Below are 16,540 nucleotides of genomic sequence, written 5' to 3'. Positions count from 1 at the left end.
CCCGGGCGCATGGCTTCGAAGACGAAACCGTTTCGAAAAGACATGCGCGAATTCATAATCCTGGCGCACCCCTGTCGCCGTGTTGGGGCTTTGCCTTGCCCCCGAATCAAACTGCCGGAACCTTTCGGTCCCGGCAGCATCGCATTGCTTCCATCGGGCAGCCAGACCTGTTGTCGGCAGCACCGCTTACTGGTTGAGAACGGCCTTCTGCGGATTGGGCGGGAAGGACGGATCGGTCTTCTGGCCGCGCAGCAGCTGCTCGGCATAGATGAGCTGCAGATCGTCCTTCGGATCCGGCGGCACATAGGCGGCCGAGCCCGAACCGGTCTTGCTCTCGTCGGCGCCCTTGATATGGCCCTTGAGGTCGGATTCGCCGCGCGTCAGGTCCCTGCCCTGCAGTTCCGGCGGCAGCGGCTGATCGACCTTGATGTCGGGCGTGATGCCCTTGCCTTGGATCGATTTGCCGGACGGCGTGTAATAGAGCGCCGTCGTCAGCCTGAGTGCGCCATTCTCGCCGAGCGGAATGATCGTCTGCACCGAACCCTTGCCGAAGGACTGCGTGCCGACCACCGTGACACGGCGCAGGTCCTGCAACGCACCAGCGACGATTTCCGACGCGCTTGCCGAACCGCCATTGACCAGAACGATCATCGGCTTGCCATTGATGTCGTCGACCTGCTTGGGCTTGGCGTCGAAGCGGGTGACGTCCTTGGGATCGCGACCGCGCGTCGAGACGATCTCGCCACGGTTGAGGAAAGCATCGGACACGCTCACCGCCTGGTCGAGCAGACCACCCGGATTGAGGCGGAGATCGAGAACGTAACCCTTGAGCTTGTTGTCCGGCACCTGCTTCTTGATCGTGTCGATAGCGTTCTCGAGGTCGTCATACGTCTTTTCGGTGAAGGAGGTGATCTTCATGTAGCCGATGTCATTTTCGACCCGGAACTTGACCGCCTTGACCTTGATGATGTCGCGCACGACCGTCAGTTCGATCGGCTTGTCGGCGCCCTGGCGCAGGATGGTGAGCTTGATCGGCGTGTTGACCAGGCCGCGCATCTTGTCGACTGCGTCGTTGAGGGTCAGACCGCGAACCTCTTCGCCGTCGATCTTGGCAATATAGTCGCCGGCCAGCACGCCTGCCTTGGCGGCCGGTGTGTCGTCGATCGGCGTGATCACCTTGACCAGATCGTTCTCCATGGTGACCTCGATGCCGAGGCCGCCGAACTCGCCCTTGGTCTGGACGCGCATATCCTGCGCCTGCTCGGCGTTCATGTAGGAGGAGTGCGGGTCAAGCGAGGCGAGCATGCCGTTAATGGCGTTCTCGACCAGCGACTTATCGTCGGGTGGCGTCACATACTGCGCCCGCACCCGCTCGAAGATATCGCCGAAGATCGCCAATTGCTTGTAGGTCTCCGACCCTGCAGCGTTCGCCGCCGAGCCGGGCGTACCGTAAACAAGGCTCATCGCGGACGCGCCCATCAGCGCACCGGCAAACAGAAGCGACAGTTTCCGCATTATTCACGTCCTTCCAGATAAACGGTCCGCCCACCAAGGGGCCGGATCGACGGGTTTTCCATCCTTGCGAAACTCAACATAGAGCTCCGGCGTGGCATTTCCATTCTTCGAAACCGAGGTGCTCGCCGCCCTGGCCTCTCCCATCGCGCCGACCGGCTCTCCTGCGAGCACTGATTGACCGGTCGCGACGCTGATTCTGCTCATCCCCGCCAAAACGACATGATAGCCGTCGCCTGCGTTAAGGATCAAGAGTTGACCATAAGAGCGAAACGGCCCCGCATAAAGCACATTTCCATCCGCCGGCGCGGTAACGATGGCTCCCGATTGTGTCGCAACCATGTCGCCAAGCATCATCGCGCCGTCACCGTCATCGGTGCCGAATCGCCTTTGGATACGGCCGGTCACCGGCAGCGCGATCTGTCCCTGCAACGCTGAAAAAGGCGCCGCGGCGGCAAGCCGGTTGCCTTCCGGCACCGGCAGCGACGCCGGTTCCGCCGGCGTTGACGTCTTGTCGGCGTCCGCCGCCTTCTGCTCGGCGGCCTTTGCCGCATCGGCAGCCTTGCGGGTCTTGTCGGCCTGCTGCGCTTCGAGCGACGCGATCAATTCCTTCAAGCTGCCGGCCTTGGCCGCCAGCGCCTCGGATCGCTGCTTTTCAGCCGCCATTTGCGTTTGCGTGTCGGCTTCGAGCTTCTGCTTGGCTTCCAGCAGCATGCCAAGTCGCTTCTTTTCCGCCACCTGGTCGCCGACCGCCGCCGTCAGCCGCGCTCGCTCCGCCTCGATCGAAGCCGTGACCTTCGTCTGCTCCTTGAGATCGGCCAACAGGCCATCGGTCTGCTGACGCAGTTCCGGCACCACGGCACCGAGCAGGATGGCGCTGCGCACCGACGACAGCGCGTCCTCCGGCTTGACCAGGATCGCCGGCGGTGGGTTCAGCCCCATGCGCTGCAGGGCGCCCAGCACTTCGGCCAGCACGTCGCGCCGGGACGCAAGCGAGACGCGGATCTTTTGCTCCTGACCCTTCAGCCCTTCCAGCCTTGCGCCGATGTCCTCTATGTCCTGGCCGAGCTTCTGCTCGGTCATCGCCGACTGGATCAGGGCTGCCGTGATCGAAGCGTGATCCTTCTTGATGGTCGCGATGTCGGCGGAGAGCTTGGCCAATCGTTCCGACGACAGCGTGATCTCCTTCGATACCCGTTCGTATTCGGCGCGGCTCTGGTCAGGATCGGGAGCCATGTCGAGCGTGTTCTCGGCCAGCCCCGCATGCAGCGACAGGACAAGCGCCGCCGCCGCGATGCCGCAGCGCGCGCGCCATGAGCCCGTTTTCGATTTCCAGCCTTCAGACATTCGGTGTCGACTCTATCTGCGGCTTCGTTAACGAACCATCAACCATGTTTGAAAGGCCCGTTTCCAAATGCATGCCGCCCAAAGTGGTCAGGTCCCGGAATGCGACATGCATAATACCAAAAGCCAGTCTTGCACCGGCATTGGGGCGGAAATCCGGGTGAGTCGCGCAATTCACCGGTTTACGAGCGATGATACGGATGTCCCGAAAGGATGGTTGCCACCCTATAAAGCTGCTCTCCCAGCATCACCCGCACCAATTGATGCGGCCAGGTCAGCAATCCGAACGACATCACCAATTCGGCCTGATCGCGCAGCGACTGGTCGTGGCCGTCGGCGCCGCCAATGGCGATGATCAGCGCCTTGCGGCCACCGTCACGCAGCAGGCCGAGGCGGCCGGCGAAATCTTCCGAGGAAAAGCTCTTGCCGCGTTCGTCGAGCAGGATCAGTGCGGTGCCGGGCTGCAACTGCGTCTGCAGCTTTTGGCCTTCCTCGCGCCGCCGCTCGTTGGCGGTCTGACCGCGACCTTCGGCGATCTCGGCAATGCCGGCGAATTCAAGTCCCACCGCCGGGCCGCTCTTGGCGAAGCGCTCGAAATAGCGGTCGGCGAGCAGCTTCTCGGGGCCGGCTTTCATCCGGCCCACGGCATGAACTGATATCTTCATCCTTGCCCCTATAAGCCGCTGATGCATGCGATGACATGCATCAAAACAAAGACGGCTTAGTGGAGGGTCTCTTCCTCGAGATCCGGCGCCTGCCACATCTTTTCAAGATTGTAGAATTCGCGGACCTCGGGGCGGAAGACATGAACGATGATGTCGCCCGAATCGATCAGGACCCAGTCGGCACCTGCCAAACCCTCGACGCGCGCCATGCCGAGCCCGGCATCCTTGAGCGCTTTGAGAAGATGATCGGCGACAGCCGAGACATGACGGTGCGATCGACCCGAAGCGACGACCATGTAGTCGCCCAGACTCGATTTTCCCTGGATGTCGATGGAGACAATGTTTTCCGCCTTGGAGTCTTCCAGACTGGCAAGGACTGTCTTGATGGCACGGGACACGGCGTCGTCTACGCTGATCCTGGCCGGCGAAGGCATGATATCGGCCTTCTTCCGCAGTGCTGTTCTCAGTGTATTTCCTTTCGCAGCAAGAACAACCAAATCACCCTTAAAAGCAGGTGACGCCACTTAGATAGGCAGAGTTCCCTTACAGTTTCAAGACGCGACCTGCCTGGCACGAACGTATTCTCGGTCCTGTGGTTCCGCCGCACGCCGGAAAAGATCGGAACCCTCGCTTCCCGCACGGGTTATCGGCTGACCGACCAACCGGATTTTCAACATGCCGATCGACCCGCAAAACACACTTGCCGCCGTCCAGGCCGGCCTCGCGCAACTGAGCACGCTGATCGTTTCATACTCATTCTCGGCCATCGGCGCCGTCATCCTTTTGGTTGTCGGCTACATCATCGCCGGGCTTGCCGAACGTTCGATCTTCGCCGGCCTCGGCCATATCCATGGCTTCGACCAAACGCTGCGGCATTTCTTCTCCAAGATCGTCCGCTATGCCATCCTGATCCTCGTCACCATCATGGTGCTTGGCCAATTCGGCGTGCAGACGGCGTCGATCATCGCCGCCATCGGCGCCATCGGCCTGGCCATCGGCCTGGCGTTGCAAGGCACGCTGCAGAACATCGCCGCCGGCATCATGCTTCTGGCGCTGCGGCCATTCCGCATCGGCGAATCCGTCGAGGTCGGTTCGATTGCCGGCACGATCGAGGAGATCGGCCTGTTCGCGACCAAGCTCAGGACCGCCGAAGGGGTCTATATCCTGGCGCCCAATTCGACGCTGTGGAATCAGCCGGTGCGCAACTTCACCCGCAATGGTGTGCGTCGCAGCGACATCACACTCTCCATCGGCTCCTGGAACGACATCGACCGCGCCCAGAAGACCTTGCTCGCCATTGCCGGCTCCGATCGGCGGGTGAAACGTGAGCCGGCGCCGATCGCTTTCGTCGCGACATTGGGCGACAGCACCGTGTCGATTGCCTTGCGCTACTGGACATCTTCGGCGGACTTCTTCGCCACCCAGACCGACCTCACCAAGCGTGCCAAGCAGCAATTCGATTCGGAAGGCATATCGATTCCGCGGCCGCCACCGGAAGCGCCGGCGCCGGAGGCCCGCCGGCAATGATCGGCTAGCCGTTGCGCCGATCCCGCACGTCATGCCTACTCAGGATTGCCCATGAAACGGGCAAAGGGAGCGATAAGAGCGACATGACAGGGTAAGCGACTCACCCCTTCGCCAGCTTGCGGATCGCGCTCGACGATAGCGACGAACGCGGGCCGTGAATGAAGGTCCAGGCCGGCGCCTTCATGCGAGCAAGCCTCGGCGCATCCCCTTCGTCGACGCGGGCGTAGTCGAAGGTCTTGGCGACGACAGACGACAGGAATGACAGCGTCGCGCCCGGGCGGTCGATGACGGCGATCGGGAAGGTCATGACGATCTCGCGCCAGCGCTGCCAGCGATGGAAATCGCGCAAACTATCCGCACCCATGATCCAGACGAAGTCGACGCCGGGATTGCGCGCCTTGACCAGCGCCAGCGCGTCGGCGGTGTAGCGCACATGATGCGCCGCCTCGAAAGCGGTGACCTTGATCTTGGGGTTCTTGGCGATCTGCTCGGACAGTTGCAGCCGTTCGCTGAGCGGCGCCAGCTCGCCTGTGCTCTTCAGCGGGTTGCCGGGCGTCACCATCCACCAGAGTTGGTCGAGCGCCAGGCGCCGGAGCGCGATTTCGGCGACCAGAGCATGGCCTGCATGCGGCGGATTGAACGAGCCGCCGAACAGGCCGACGGCCAGCCCTTTCTCGGCATGCGGCATTTTGAGATAGTGGGAGGGGATTGCGGGTGGGGAAGGAGATAGCATTGCGCTAGGCGCCCCCCTCTGTCCTGCCGGACACCTCCCCCTCGTGGGGGGAGGTTGGTAGCTTCATTGGCAGTGCGAATTCTGCATCGACGGCGACTAGCGAAGCGAGAAATGTCAGCCAATCTCCCCCCTTGAGGGGGAGATGTCCGGCAGGACAGAGGGGGGTAGACGCGCGCAACCGCCTCAAGCTCTATCGATGAAAGACGTCACGGCCTCACCTGTCCGGACCCGCGCACGCGGTATTTGAACGAAGTCAGCTGCTCGACGCCGACCGGTCCGCGCGCGTGCATCTTGCCGGTGGCGATACCGATCTCGGCGCCCATGCCGAACTCGCCGCCGTCGGCGAACTGTGTCGAGGCGTTGTGCAGCAGGATCGCCGAATCGATCTCGTTGAAGAACCGCTCTACCGCCTGCGCATCCTCGGCGACGATCGCCTCGGTGTGATGTGAGGAGAACGTCTCGATGTGTTCGACCGCACCACCGACACCGTCGACTAGCTTCACCGCGATGATGGCGTCGAGATACTCGGTCACCCAGTCGAGGTCAGTGGCAGGCTTGGCATCGGAAAATATCTTCAGCACTTCGGCATCGGCATGGATTTCGCAGCCGGCGGCGCGAAGTGCGTCGAGGATCGGTACCAGATGCGTGGAGGCAACCGCGCGGTCGATCAGCAGCGTTTCGGCGGCGCCGCAGACACCGGTGCGTCGCATCTTGGCGTTGACGGCGATCTGCACCGCCATGTCAAGCTTGGCGGAGCGGTCGATGTAGAGATGACAGATGCCTTCGAGATGGGCGAAGACCGGCACCCGGGCCTCGGTCTGCACCCGCCCAACAAGGCTTTTTCCACCGCGCGGAATGATGACGTCGAGCGTACCGTCGAGGCCTTTCAGCATCTCGCCTACGGCGGCCCGATCGGTGGTCGGCACCAGTTGGATGGCGTCTTCCGGCAAGCCGGCTTTCCTCAGCCCTTCGACCAGGCAGGCATGGATGGCGGCCGACGAATTGAGCGAATCCGAGCCGCCGCGCAGGATCACCGGATTGCCGGCCTTGAGACACAGCGCACCGGCATCCGCCGTGACGTTCGGCCGGCTCTCGTAGATGACGCCGATGACGCCGAGCGGCGTGCGCACGCGCTCGATATGCAGGCCGTTCGGCCGGTCCCATTGCGCGACCACGTCGCCGACCGGATCGCGCAGCGCAGCGATCTCCCTGATGCCTTCTGCCATGGCTAGAATGCGCGCCGGATTGAGCTTCAGCCGGTCCATGAAGGAGCCGGAAAGCCCGGATTCCCGACCATTCGAGACGTCGATGGCGTTGGCGTCGAGGATGTCCTGCTGACGAGCGACGATCGCATCGGCCATGGCGAGGAGTGCGGCGTTCTTGGCGGCGGTCGTGGCAATCGCCAGCGGTCGGGCGGCAGCGCGGGCGCGGCGGCCGATATCGGCCATCAGCGCGACGGTGTCATCCCCGGATTTTTCATGCAGCTTCAGCATGCTCATCCTCCGCTTACATCGCCACCGGCCAGCACTTGGTTACTGGCTCCTACTTGGTCGCTTGAATGGCTCACCACAAGGTCGTCTCGATGGATCATCGCGGACCGCGCCTCGTAGCCGAGCACGGTCTCGATCTCGGCCGTCTTCAGGCCTGCGATCCTTACGGCATCGCCGGCATCATAGGCAACCAGCCCGCGCGCGATCTCGCGGCCTTCGGGAGACAGGATCGCCACCGTGTCGCCGCGCGAGAAATTGCCGCTGACCAGCTTGACGCCGGCCGGCAGCAGCGACTTGCCCGACAGAAGCGCGCCAATGGCGCCGGCATCGACCGTCAGCCGGCCGGCCGGTTCGAGCTGGCCGGCGATCCAGGTCTTGTAGCCCTTGACCGGGTTGCTGCTCGGCCGGAAGAAGGTGGCGCGCTCGCCACGCTCGATCGCCATCAGCGGCGACAGCCGCGTGCCCGACGTGATGATCATTGCCGTGCCGGCGGCGGTGGCGATCTTGCCGGCATCGAGCTTCGTCCGCATGCCGCCGCGCGACAATTCGGAAGCAGCGGCACCCGCCATCGCCTCGATATCAGGCGTGATCCGGTCGACCACCGGAATGAACTTTGCATGGGGATCGCGCGCCGGAGGCGCCGTATAGAGCCCGTCAATGTCGGAAAGCAGCACCAAAAGATCGGCGCCCATCATGGTGGCGACGCGAGCCGCCAGCCGGTCATTGTCGCCGTAGCGGATTTCCGAGGTGGCCACCGTGTCGTTCTCGTTTATGACCGGCACCGCCTTCATCTTGAGCAGCGTCGAGATCGTCGCCCGCGCGTTGAGATACCGGCGGCGTTCCTCGGTGTCGCCGAGCGTCAGCAGGATCTGGCCCGATTTCAGGCTGCCCTTGCCAAGCGCATCCGACCAGGCGCCGGCCAGAGCGATCTGCCCCACCGCTGCCGCGGCCTGGCTTTCCTCGAGCTTCAGGGCACGTTTGCCGAGGCCAAGGATGGTGCGGCCAAGTGCGATGGCGCCGGAGGAAACGACGAGGATTTCTGCGCCGCCTTGGGCCAGCAAGGCAATATCGTCGGCGAGCGAGGCCAGCCAGTCGCGCTTCAGGCCCATCGTACGGTCGACGAGCAGCGCCGAGCCGATCTTGACGGTGATGCGCCGATATTTTTTCAGCGACTGCATGACCTATTTTTCCCAGCGCGTCTCGATTGGCGCGGCGATCCGCTCACGCGCCTCGGCCACCACCGACATCAGCGCCCGCAGCACCGCCTCGACCCCTTCGCCGGTAACCGCCGACAACAGCATCGGCGCGCGGCCGGCGGCGCGCTTCAGCGAGGCCAGCTTCTTCTTGCGCGCGTCGGCGTCGAGCGTGTCGACCTGGGAAAGCGCGACGATCTCGATCTTGTCTGCCAGGCCATGGCCATAGGCCTCGAGTTCGGCGCGCACGGTCTTGTAGGCCTTGCCGGGATCTTCCTCCTGGGCCGAGACCAGATGCAGCAGCACGCGCGTGCGCTCGACATGGCCGAGGAAGCGGTCGCCGATGCCGACGCCCTCATGCGCCCCTTCGATGAGGCCTGGAATGTCGGCGATGACGAACTCGCGCGCATCGATGCGGGCAACGCCAAGACCGGGATGCAGCGTCGTGAACGGATAGTCGGCGATCTTCGGCTTGGCCGCGGTGACGGCGGCGAGGAATGTCGACTTGCCGGCATTCGGCAGCCCTACCAGCCCGGCATCGGCGATCAGCTTCAGCCGCAGCCAGATGTTGAGCTCTTCGCCCGGCAGGCCGGGATTGGCGCGGCGCGGTGCCTGGTTGGTCGAGGTCTTGAAATGCTGGTTGCCGAAACCGCCATTGCCGCCCTTGGCAAGCAGAAAGCGCTGGCCGACCACGGTCAGGTCGCAGATCAGCGTCTCGTTATCTTCCTCGAACACCTGCGTTCCGGCCGGCACTTTCAGCGTGACGTCGGCACCCTTGGCGCCGGTCATGTTGCGGCCCATGCCATGGACGCCGGTCTTGGCCTTGAAATGCTGCTGGTAGCGATAGTCGNATTGTCCTCGGCAAACACCTGGGTTCCGGCCGGCACCTTGAGCGTCACATCGGCGCCCTTGGCGCCGGTCATGTTGCGGCCCATGCCATGGACGCCGGTCTTGGCCTTGAAATGCTGCTGGTAGCGATAGTCGATCAGCGTGTTCAGCCCGTCGACCGCCTCCACCCAGACATCGCCGCCACGGCCGCCGTCGCCGCCGTCCGGCCCGCCGAACTCGATGAATTTTTCGCGCCGGAACGACACCGAACCGGCGCCGCCGTCACCGGAGCGTATGTAGACTTTGGCTTGATCGAGAAATTTCATGGGATTTCGCAGTTTCTAATAGTGGCTTTGCGGCATTGCTCTAAACCTTGGGCCTTGCTCTAAACGAAGGCGCGGCGAAGGGCGAGGCCGTTTTATGACAATGGCCGGGCGGGATCGGCCGGAGAGATGTTGGAATGAAGCTTGTAACGTACAACATCCAGTACGGCATCGGTCTCGATGGACGCTACGATGTCGGGCGCATCGCCGACGCGGTGCGCGGCGCCGACGTCATCGCGCTGCAGGAGGTCACCCGCAACAATCCCCGGAACGGCAGCCGCGACATGGTGGCCGAGATCGGCGAGGCGCTGCCCGATTATTTCGCCGTCTATGGCAGCAATTTCGAGGCCAATATCGGCTCGGGCATCGAGGACGGCCGCGCCATCACCACGACCTTCCAGCTCGGCAACATGGTCTTGTCGAAAACGCCCATTCATCTGTCGCGCAACCTGTTGTTGCCGCGAAGCCGCAGCTTCGNGCATCGGTCTCGACGGGCAGTACGAACTCGGCCGCATCGCTGACGCTGTGCGCGGCGCCGATGTGATCGCTCTGCAGGAGGTGACCCGCAACAACCCCAGGAACGGCGGCCGCGACATGGTCGTCGAGATCGGCGAGGCGCTGCCCGATTACTTCGCCGTATATGGCAGTAATTTCGAGGCCAATATCGGGTCGCGCGTCGAGAACGGCCGCGCGATCACCAAGACCTTCCAACTCGGCAATATGATGCTGTCGAAGACGCCAATTCATCTGTCGCGCAACCTGCTTTTGCCGCGCAGCCGCAGCTTCGAGATGATGAACTTCCAGCGTGGGGCGCTGGAGGCGCTGATCGAGACACCGCTGGGTTTCATCCGCTTCTATTCCATTCATCTCGATCACCGCAGCCCGGTCGAACGCGCCAGGCAGATCCAGTTCCTGCGCCGGCGCCTGCTGAACTATGCACTCGAAGGCGGCGCTCTGTCCGGCGTCGCCGAGATCGGCCTGCCGGAATTGCCGCATCCCGAAGCCTTTGTCGGCATGGGCGATTTCAACATGCTGGCCGGCTCGCCCGAATATGTCGAACTCGCCGGCCGGCCGGACCACGAATTCGGCATGCCGCTGACCGCCGACTTCGCCGTCGATGCCGCCTTGCGCCTGAACGCCGGCGCCGACGATCTCGTCAGCTGGGTCGACCCCAAACAACCCACTGACCCCAACCGCCACAAGCGCATCGACTACATCTTCACCAGCGCTTCGCTCGCCAAATCCCTGAAGCGCCTGTGGGTCGACCGAAAGGCCGTCGGTTCGGACCACCTGCCGGTCTGGGTCGAACTGGGCTGACAGCCATTCATCCGGCGGCGTTTTCGCGTTCGACGATCGCCATCATGATCGTATCGCGGTATTCCCCGTCGATACAGATCGCGTCGCGCTGCACGCCCTCCCTGGCAAACCCGACCTTGTCGTAAAGAGAGATGGCGCGCGCATTGTCGGAATGCACGGAAAGCTCGACGCGGACAAAGCCGGCCTTGCGCGCCTGCGCCAAGGTCGCATTGATCAGCCGCAGTCCAAGGCCACGCCCCCGATAGGAAGGAATGATCCCCATTCCGAGGATGCCGCGATGCGCATGGATGAGCCGGTCATGGCGTGAGATGTCGCACCAGCCGACGACCTCGCCGCGGACAACGGCCACGAACCCGGGGTCGCCTCTGACGATACGGTCCATCGCGAAGCTTCGCGTTTGATCCAGCGATGGCGCCTCGAGGAAGGACAGGTACTTTCGCTCACGCGCTACGACATCGAGCGCCCGGTGAAAGCTTTCGACATCCCCAGGCGTGATCGGCGCGATCGCGGCCGTTTCAATATCGCTGCTGTCGACCATTGGCTTGACCGGCTTCATCCATCAAAAATGCACCCAGTTCCGCAGGCTGGTCCAGGTCTTCCTGTCGAGCCGGTAGCGCTCGACCGGCACCTGGCCGGCGACAATCGAGTTCAGCATGCCCTGGCCGGCATACTGGAACCCGCACTTGTGGATGACGCGGCGCGATGCCGGATTGATCACCCGCGTCGAGGCATGCAGCACCTGGATCGACGTCCTCTGGAAGGCGAGGTCGACCAGCGCATGCGCTGCTTCAGTCGCATAGCCCTTTTTCCAGTAGGGCTCGCCGATCCAGTAGCCGAGTTCCAGGCCGCGATCGGTGGTGTTGAGCCCCGCGCAACCGACGAACGTGTCGGTGCCGGCCAGCGTCAAGGCATAGGCGATGCCGGCCCGGCGCGACTTGGTCATGGCGAGGAAGGCGCGCGCCTCGGCCTCGCCATAGGGGTGCGGCATGCGGGCCAGCATTTCGGCGACATGACGGTTGTCGGCAAGCTCGACCAGCTGCGCGATATCGCCTTCGTGCGGCGCCCGCATCACCAGTCGCTCGGTGACCAGCACCGGGCAGTCTATCGCGTAACTTTCGTCTTCTGAGTCTTCCGCTTCGGCAACCATTTGAAAGTCCTCCAGGCACAAGAAAAAAGGGAGATGGAAACCCATCTCCCCTGATCCTTTTCCTGGCTTTGCCAGACACCGGTCCCGAGATGGGCGCCGGTGTTCTAGTGCGGAACCGGCTACTCCGCGGCTTTGGTAATCGGGTTGACCGATACGTAGGTTCGGCCGTTGGCTTTTTTGTTGAACGTCACGGCGCCGGTCTCGAGCGCGAAAAGCGTGTGGTCCGTCCCCATGCCGACATTGACGCCGGGATGCCACGTGGTGCCGCGTTGACGAATGATGATGTTGCCCGGGATGACGGCTTCGCCGCCGAACTTCTTCACGCCCAGACGCTTGGAATGCGAGTCGCGACCGTTGCGCGACGAGCCGCCAGCTTTCTTGTGTGCCATCTAACTAACTCCGTTGCGCCGCAAGGCGCCTAAAAGGCGTTATGAACGCGTTCGCGTTCCGTTTCAAGTCCGATCCGGCGAGCTAATCGCCAGAAAAATCACTTCGCCGCCAATTCCTTGGCCTGCTCGCGCCAGTCCTTGATCTGGTCGGCGCTGAAGGGCATGTGCTCGTCGATCTTGGCGACATCCTTGTCGGTCAGCTTGGCGAGCTGGGCGAAGGTGATGATGCCCTGCTCGGCGAGATCCTTGGCTGCGACCGGGCCGATGCCCTTGATCACGGTCAGATCGTCCGGCTCGCCCTTCGGCGCCTTGAACAGCGGTGCCGCCGCGGTCTCGGCTGCCTTTGTCTCGGCTGCCTTGGCCTTGGGCTCCTTCTTCGACGCGGCTTCCGCCTTCGCTTCCGTGGCTGCCTCTGCCTTGGCTTCCTTCTTCGGCGCCTTGACCGCTGCCGTCTTGGTCGGCTTGGCGCCACCCAGCAGGATCTCGGAGATCCGCACGGTGGTCAGAAGCTGGCGATGGCCGATCTTGCGGCGCGAATTCTGCCGGCGGCGCTTCTTGAAGGCGATGACGGTGCGGTTCTTGCCCTGCTCTACGACTTCGGCGGTAACCACCGCGCCATCGACGAACGGCGCGCCGAACGTGACATTTTCGCCCTCGCCATGCGCGAGAACATGGCCGATCTCGACCATATCGCCGACCGCGGCTTCGACTTTTTCGATCTTCAGGAGATCGTTGGCGGCAACGCGATACTGCTTGCCACCCGTTTTAATGACTGCGAACATTTTTTGCCTTTCGCTGTTCGGTCGGCCTTGATGAACCGCCTCTGGCGGTTCGGCCGTCTTTTTGTCAGTCTGCGGGTTCAAAAAACAAGCGGCGCGGAAGAACCCTCCACGCCGATTGCGCGCTGTCCCTAACCGAAGGTTGAGTGCGAGTCAAGGCAGACAGCCGCCTCGTTTGCCGAGACTGTCGTTGGCGGGCACGGACCGGCCGTGCCCGAAGGACCGCGCACGTTACCATCGCCTGCAGGCGAGGATGACGGAAATCCGTGTGGGCTCGCCCGCAAACGCCAGTGTTAATCCGCCGCTTGTCTGGCAAGCCAAATAACTCACGGATTTGGCCTTGTAACCTGCCCGTTCAGCCGTTATCTAGTGCGCCGCGCCGGCAACGGCCGACCATGACCGCGGAGAGGTGGCAGAGTGGTCGAATGCACCGCACTCGAAATGCGGCATGGGTGCAAGCCCATCGGGGGTTCGAATCCCTCCCTCTCCGCCATATAAACAAGCTAAGAATTTGGTCTTATTGAGCTTTTTGGAAGGCTCGCTCGACAGCCTGCACCTTTGGCTGCACCTTTAAACCATGGTTGGACGTCGTTTTCGATGCCAACCAACGTCAATGTACACCATCTGTTCATCTGCCGATCAGCTCCCAAGGAACTCCGCGCTCAGGCTGCCCTGATTGGCGTCCAGCCATGCCTTGGATGCCTCGAAGTCAGGCGCAATCGTTCGCAGGAAATCCCAGAACGGAGGACCGTGCGAGCGATGCCGGAGATGGGCAACTTCGTGGGCGATGACGTACTCCAGCACCTTCTTCGGAGCGAAAACGAGATGCCAGTTGATGAGGATGTTACCCTCAGCGCCGCATGATCCCCAGCCGTTTGCGAAATCGGCGACGCGGATCGAGCGAGGAGCAAGTCCGAACCTGCTGCTGTAGTCTGCGGCAATCTCCTTCACATCACGCCGAACGCGCCGTTTGAGCCACAGCTTGAGTTCGCGGGCGACGAGTTTGTCGGCGTCGCCGCCTGCCCACGGCGGAAGATCGACTAGGAAGCCGTTGCGGAAAGTCAGATCTCGTATTGGCCTGCGCCGTCGAAAAGGCCCAAACCGGAATGGTTGGGTGATTTCGGTGTGCACATTGGAAACGCAGATCAACTGGAGCAGGCTATCAGCGAAGTCTATGGGGCTCTCGACGCTGACCTTCCCATTCTAGCGGCAATCGGCATGCGTACATGCTTTGATGTGGCTGCAATCCTCCTCGGGATCGGCGGCGACCTGTCTTTCAGCAAAAAATTGGACGAGTTGGTTCAGCGCAAGAAGATCGGCGGCCTCGATAAGGACCGTTTAGCACTGTTGGTGGATGCCGGTAGCGCGTCAGTGCATCGCGGATGGAAACCAAAGCCCAAAGAACTGGAAACCTTGGCAGAAATCTTGGAACACTTTGTGTTTGAGGCGTTTGTAGCACCATCTCGCCGCAGCCGCCTTGATGCGGAAGCGAAAAAGCTCGAAGGGAACGTGCCGTCTCGGAAGGGCAAGAAAGCTGAAGGCGATCCATTGTGATCGCAGCTTCAGCACAACGTCGCTGCGAACGAGCCAAAAAGCTCCGAACTCAAAGTCCGCGCACGCCTTTCGTGGGACCATGCAGCCAGCACCCCACATCAACCGGACAGCATCGAGTGCAGGATAGCCTGAACGTGTTCTTCCAGATCGAGTTCGCCGCGAGCCTCGACGGTGAGCAGATATTTCGCCTTGGTCCGACGGTCATCTCGGCTGATCACAAGATATGAGCAGACGCCCAGGAGCGCCCCCTGCTCGATCTTATCGGCCCGCGAGCGCTGGTCCCTGCTGCTTCCCATTCGATGAACACGGTGGAAATCGGCATAGGCCGCCTGATGTGCCGCGATCAGAGCCTGTAGCTTCGGCGATGTATTTTCGCCAGCGGGGTCGACGGCAACCGCTGCGCCGGTAAGCGCGAGAAGAGTACGGCGGGTAATCGCGGGCATGGATTACGTCCTCCTCGCTACCGATCATGCTGGACCATAGCACCACCGTGGAAGGGCGCAGAGATGGGCGGATGCTGTCTGCTGACAATGGGGTCAGTGGACTGTTCGAACCCAGAAGGAGCAATCCAATGTGGGGTCCCACAACCCACCCCCACCCCCTGGCTGCCGATGAAGCCCGGGGGTTGGTCAGCCGACCCAGCGGAGATTAACTCACATCCGGTTGCAAATGAGCTATGGAGTGACGAGGACCAGCAGTTGGCTGTGGGATCGTCTGCGCGAGAAGGTCCAGCGTTCGTGGGGCGCCATCTAGTGTAAAAGCGTTGCCCTCCGTAAGAACTAGCGTCCACCCTCTCCGTGTGTGTTATAAATGGATTATCGACGCTCGACCTCGACGCCGTCCTAAGGCCGACCGCCATTTCAGCATGCCCAAGGACGTATGTGCCGCACATGGGCTCAAGCCACCCGCCCGCACATCCGTTGTGGATTGACCCGCGAGGAGGGATCAGCATGTCAGAACGTCTCAACATAGGCCCGCTGCAACCTGGCGAAACGGCGCCCAATGTCGTGCTCGACGCGATTACCCGCGAGGGCAAGATCGCCATCGACGATTTCCGAGGCGAGAAACCAGTGCTGGTTGGGCTGTATCGAGGTCTCCATTGTCCTTTTTGCAGGCGTCATATCGCCATCCTTTCGCAACTCACCCCAGCCCTCAACGAGAAGGGCATCGAAAGCCTGACAGTGGTCAACACGCCCATCGAGCGGGCGCGCCTCTATCTGCGGTACCATCCGATGCTCGGCCTGCTCGCGGCGTCCGATCCGGAGCGAACTTCACACCGCGCCTTTGGATTGCCGAATATGCAGATCACCGAAGACGAGAGCGCATGGCCGCAAAAGGTTTCGATGAGCGATGTGAAGTCGATGCGGGTCGACTTGCCGGGCGAGATGCCGGAACCGATGGACCCGTTTGCGGCGCTCGAATATCTGAACAAGAAGGACAGCTACGATATCACGGAAGCGGATCAACAGATGATGGCCACCGGCATTGGGCAGCTCGTCGGCCAGTTCCTGCTGGACCGCGATGGCGTCGTTCGCTGGACTTCCAACGAGGTACTCGATGGCGGCCTATTCGGCGCCCCGAACACTCAGGAGCTGATGTCGGCAGCGTCGCAAATCGGAAGGTAAGGCGCAGCTTCGGTAGTGGGGCTAGGCGCAGGATTACGCGAAGTTAGCGCCTGTCGCCTGATCGGGGCCCCACAATCGGCACCACTCCCGCCACCGACAAACCCCGGCGGGGGT

At 62.3% G+C, this 16,540-nt stretch carries 18 protein-coding genes, 1 tRNA gene and 2 pseudogenes; 6 read left to right on the top strand and 15 right to left on the bottom strand.

Annotated elements, in window-relative coordinates; genetic code table 11:
* Positions 1 to 186: 186 nt before the first annotated feature.
* The 4 genes from X744_RS159915 to rsfS form a co-directional block, all read right to left on the bottom strand.
* Positions 187 to 1,518, bottom strand: coding sequence for a S41 family peptidase (locus tag X744_RS159915; protein WP_023758587.1), 1,332 nt, complete (start codon positions 1,516 to 1,518; stop codon positions 187 to 189).
* Complete coding sequence (locus X744_RS159920; RefSeq protein ID WP_023758586.1) at positions 1,519 to 2,859, bottom strand: murein hydrolase activator EnvC; 1,341 nt, start codon at positions 2,857 to 2,859, stop codon at positions 1,519 to 1,521.
* 179 nt (positions 2,860 to 3,038) lie between these two features.
* Entirely contained in the window at positions 3,039 to 3,521 is a 483-nt protein-coding gene (gene rlmH / locus X744_RS159925) for a 23S rRNA (pseudouridine(1915)-N(3))-methyltransferase RlmH (RefSeq protein ID WP_023758585.1), read from the bottom strand.
* Positions 3,522 to 3,577: 56 nt separating this feature from the next.
* Complete coding sequence (gene rsfS / locus X744_RS159930; protein WP_023758584.1) at positions 3,578 to 3,955, bottom strand: ribosome silencing factor; 378 nt, start codon at positions 3,953 to 3,955, stop codon at positions 3,578 to 3,580.
* A gap of 241 nt (positions 3,956 to 4,196) precedes the next feature.
* Between rsfS and X744_RS159935 the strand changes: the two genes are divergently transcribed.
* Positions 4,197 to 5,048: a mechanosensitive ion channel domain-containing protein gene (locus tag X744_RS159935; RefSeq protein WP_023758583.1), complete on the top strand. Its 852-nt coding sequence runs from the start codon at positions 4,197 to 4,199 to the stop codon at positions 5,046 to 5,048.
* Between the two features lie 100 nt (positions 5,049 to 5,148).
* On the opposite strand, the gene X744_RS159940 is transcribed toward X744_RS159935, so the two are convergent.
* The 5 genes and pseudogenes from X744_RS159940 to X744_RS1000000175975 all read right to left on the bottom strand — a co-directional run bounded on the left by X744_RS159940 (position 5,149) and on the right by X744_RS1000000175975 (position 9,618).
* Positions 5,149 to 5,736 (bottom strand): nicotinate-nucleotide adenylyltransferase, encoded by a 588-nt coding sequence (locus X744_RS159940; RefSeq protein WP_031259969.1) that lies wholly within the window; start codon positions 5,734 to 5,736, stop codon positions 5,149 to 5,151.
* Between the two features lie 251 nt (positions 5,737 to 5,987).
* On the bottom strand, positions 5,988 to 7,274 hold the full coding sequence (locus X744_RS159945; RefSeq protein ID WP_023758581.1) for a glutamate-5-semialdehyde dehydrogenase: 1,287 nt from the start codon (positions 7,272 to 7,274) through the stop codon (positions 5,988 to 5,990).
* Positions 7,275 to 7,276: 2 nt separating this feature from the next.
* Positions 7,277 to 8,449 (bottom strand): glutamate 5-kinase, encoded by a 1,173-nt coding sequence (gene proB, locus X744_RS159950; protein WP_023758580.1) that lies wholly within the window; start codon positions 8,447 to 8,449, stop codon positions 7,277 to 7,279.
* A 3-nt stretch (positions 8,450 to 8,452) separates the two neighbouring features.
* Positions 8,453 to 9,313: pseudogene (gene obgE, locus X744_RS0136530) on the bottom strand (GTPase ObgE); the annotation flags it as partial.
* The gene (locus tag X744_RS1000000175975) at positions 9,250 to 9,618 is read right to left on the bottom strand and encodes a hypothetical protein (protein WP_031259965.1); all 369 of its coding nucleotides are present in this window, start codon (positions 9,616 to 9,618) and stop codon (positions 9,250 to 9,252) included. The pseudogene obgE and the gene X744_RS1000000175975, both read right to left, overlap by 64 nt.
* Positions 9,619 to 9,752: 134 nt before the next feature.
* On the opposite strand from X744_RS1000000175975, the pseudogene X744_RS1000000176220 reads away from it, so the two are divergent.
* Positions 9,753 to 10,091 (top strand): annotated as a pseudogene (locus tag X744_RS1000000176220) (EEP domain-containing protein); the annotation flags it as partial.
* 4 nt (positions 10,092 to 10,095) lie between these two features.
* Positions 10,096 to 10,932, top strand: coding sequence for an endonuclease/exonuclease/phosphatase family protein (locus X744_RS159955; RefSeq protein ID WP_023758579.1), 837 nt, complete (start codon positions 10,096 to 10,098; stop codon positions 10,930 to 10,932).
* A 7-nt stretch (positions 10,933 to 10,939) separates the two neighbouring features.
* Here X744_RS159955 and X744_RS159960 read toward each other — a convergent pair whose 3' ends face one another.
* The 4 genes from X744_RS159960 to X744_RS159975 all read right to left on the bottom strand — a co-directional run bounded on the left by X744_RS159960 (position 10,940) and on the right by X744_RS159975 (position 13,250).
* Positions 10,940 to 11,470: a GNAT family protein gene (locus X744_RS159960; protein ID WP_023758578.1), complete on the bottom strand. Its 531-nt coding sequence runs from the start codon at positions 11,468 to 11,470 to the stop codon at positions 10,940 to 10,942.
* 21 nt (positions 11,471 to 11,491) lie between these two features.
* The gene (locus X744_RS159965; protein ID WP_023758577.1) at positions 11,492 to 12,079 is read right to left on the bottom strand and encodes a GNAT family protein; all 588 of its coding nucleotides are present in this window, start codon (positions 12,077 to 12,079) and stop codon (positions 11,492 to 11,494) included.
* A 119-nt stretch (positions 12,080 to 12,198) separates the two neighbouring features.
* Entirely contained in the window at positions 12,199 to 12,468 is a 270-nt protein-coding gene (gene rpmA, locus X744_RS159970) for a 50S ribosomal protein L27 (protein ID WP_015315190.1), read from the bottom strand.
* A gap of 98 nt (positions 12,469 to 12,566) precedes the next feature.
* Positions 12,567 to 13,250 carry a 50S ribosomal protein L21 gene (locus tag X744_RS159975; protein WP_023758576.1) on the bottom strand — a complete coding sequence of 228 codons (684 nt, stop codon included), beginning with the start codon at positions 13,248 to 13,250 and terminating at the stop codon, positions 12,567 to 12,569.
* Positions 13,251 to 13,650: 400 nt separating this feature from the next.
* On the opposite strand from X744_RS159975, the gene X744_RS159980 reads away from it, so the two are divergent.
* Positions 13,651 to 13,740 (top strand) — tRNA-Ser (locus tag X744_RS159980).
* Positions 13,741 to 13,886: 146 nt separating this feature from the next.
* Here X744_RS159980 and X744_RS159985 read toward each other — a convergent pair.
* Positions 13,887 to 14,378 (bottom strand): YgjP-like metallopeptidase domain-containing protein, encoded by a 492-nt coding sequence (locus tag X744_RS159985; protein ID WP_023758575.1) that lies wholly within the window; start codon positions 14,376 to 14,378, stop codon positions 13,887 to 13,889.
* On the opposite strand from X744_RS159985, the gene X744_RS1000000170935 reads away from it, so the two are divergent.
* Positions 14,358 to 14,801: a DUF4145 domain-containing protein gene (locus tag X744_RS1000000170935; RefSeq protein WP_198032209.1), complete on the top strand. Its 444-nt coding sequence runs from the start codon at positions 14,358 to 14,360 to the stop codon at positions 14,799 to 14,801. The genes X744_RS159985 and X744_RS1000000170935 overlap by 21 nt on opposite strands.
* 98 nt (positions 14,802 to 14,899) lie before the next feature.
* On the opposite strand, the gene X744_RS159990 is transcribed toward X744_RS1000000170935, so the two are convergent.
* A complete protein-coding gene (locus X744_RS159990) occupies positions 14,900 to 15,244 on the bottom strand; it encodes a hypothetical protein (RefSeq protein WP_023758573.1) in 345 nt (114 codons plus the stop codon).
* Between the two features lie 507 nt (positions 15,245 to 15,751).
* Here X744_RS159990 and X744_RS159995 point away from each other — a divergent pair.
* The gene (locus tag X744_RS159995) at positions 15,752 to 16,426 is read left to right on the top strand and encodes a peroxiredoxin-like family protein (protein WP_023758572.1); all 675 of its coding nucleotides are present in this window, start codon (positions 15,752 to 15,754) and stop codon (positions 16,424 to 16,426) included.
* Positions 16,427 to 16,540 lie beyond the last annotated feature (114 nt).

This window comes from Mesorhizobium sp. LNHC252B00 (genome assembly GCF_000502955.1).
Lineage (GTDB): Bacteria > Pseudomonadota > Alphaproteobacteria > Rhizobiales > Rhizobiaceae > Mesorhizobium.
The sequence above is the reverse complement of the archived record's forward strand: the minus strand, read 5'-3'. Positions and strand labels throughout refer to the sequence as shown.

Coding starts and splice junctions, on each gene's coding strand:
- X744_RS159920 (WP_023758586.1), bottom strand. CDS start 2,859: ATGTCTGAAGGCTGGAAATCGAAAACGGGCTCATGGCGCGCGCGCTGC.
- rlmH (WP_023758585.1), bottom strand. CDS start 3,521: ATGAAGATATCAGTTCATGCCGTGGGCCGGATGAAAGCCGGCCCCGAG.
- rsfS (WP_023758584.1), bottom strand. CDS start 3,955: ATGCCTTCGCCGGCCAGGATCAGCGTAGACGACGCCGTGTCCCGTGCC.
- X744_RS159935 (WP_023758583.1), top strand. CDS start 4,197: ATGCCGATCGACCCGCAAAACACACTTGCCGCCGTCCAGGCCGGCCTC.
- X744_RS159940 (WP_031259969.1), bottom strand. CDS start 5,736: ATGCCGCATGCCGAGAAAGGGCTGGCCGTCGGCCTGTTCGGCGGCTCG.
- X744_RS159945 (WP_023758581.1), bottom strand. CDS start 7,274: ATGCTGAAGCTGCATGAAAAATCCGGGGATGACACCGTCGCGCTGATG.
- proB (WP_023758580.1), bottom strand. CDS start 8,449: ATGCAGTCGCTGAAAAAATATCGGCGCATCACCGTCAAGATCGGCTCG.
- X744_RS159960 (WP_023758578.1), bottom strand. CDS start 11,470: ATGGTCGACAGCAGCGATATTGAAACGGCCGCGATCGCGCCGATCACG.
- X744_RS159965 (WP_023758577.1), bottom strand. CDS start 12,079: ATGGTTGCCGAAGCGGAAGACTCAGAAGACGAAAGTTACGCGATAGAC.
- rpmA (WP_015315190.1), bottom strand. CDS start 12,468: ATGGCACACAAGAAAGCTGGCGGCTCGTCGCGCAACGGTCGCGACTCG.
- X744_RS159975 (WP_023758576.1), bottom strand. CDS start 13,250: ATGTTCGCAGTCATTAAAACGGGTGGCAAGCAGTATCGCGTTGCCGCC.
- X744_RS159990 (WP_023758573.1), bottom strand. CDS start 15,244: ATGCCCGCGATTACCCGCCGTACTCTTCTCGCGCTTACCGGCGCAGCG.
- X744_RS159995 (WP_023758572.1), top strand. CDS start 15,752: ATGTCAGAACGTCTCAACATAGGCCCGCTGCAACCTGGCGAAACGGCG.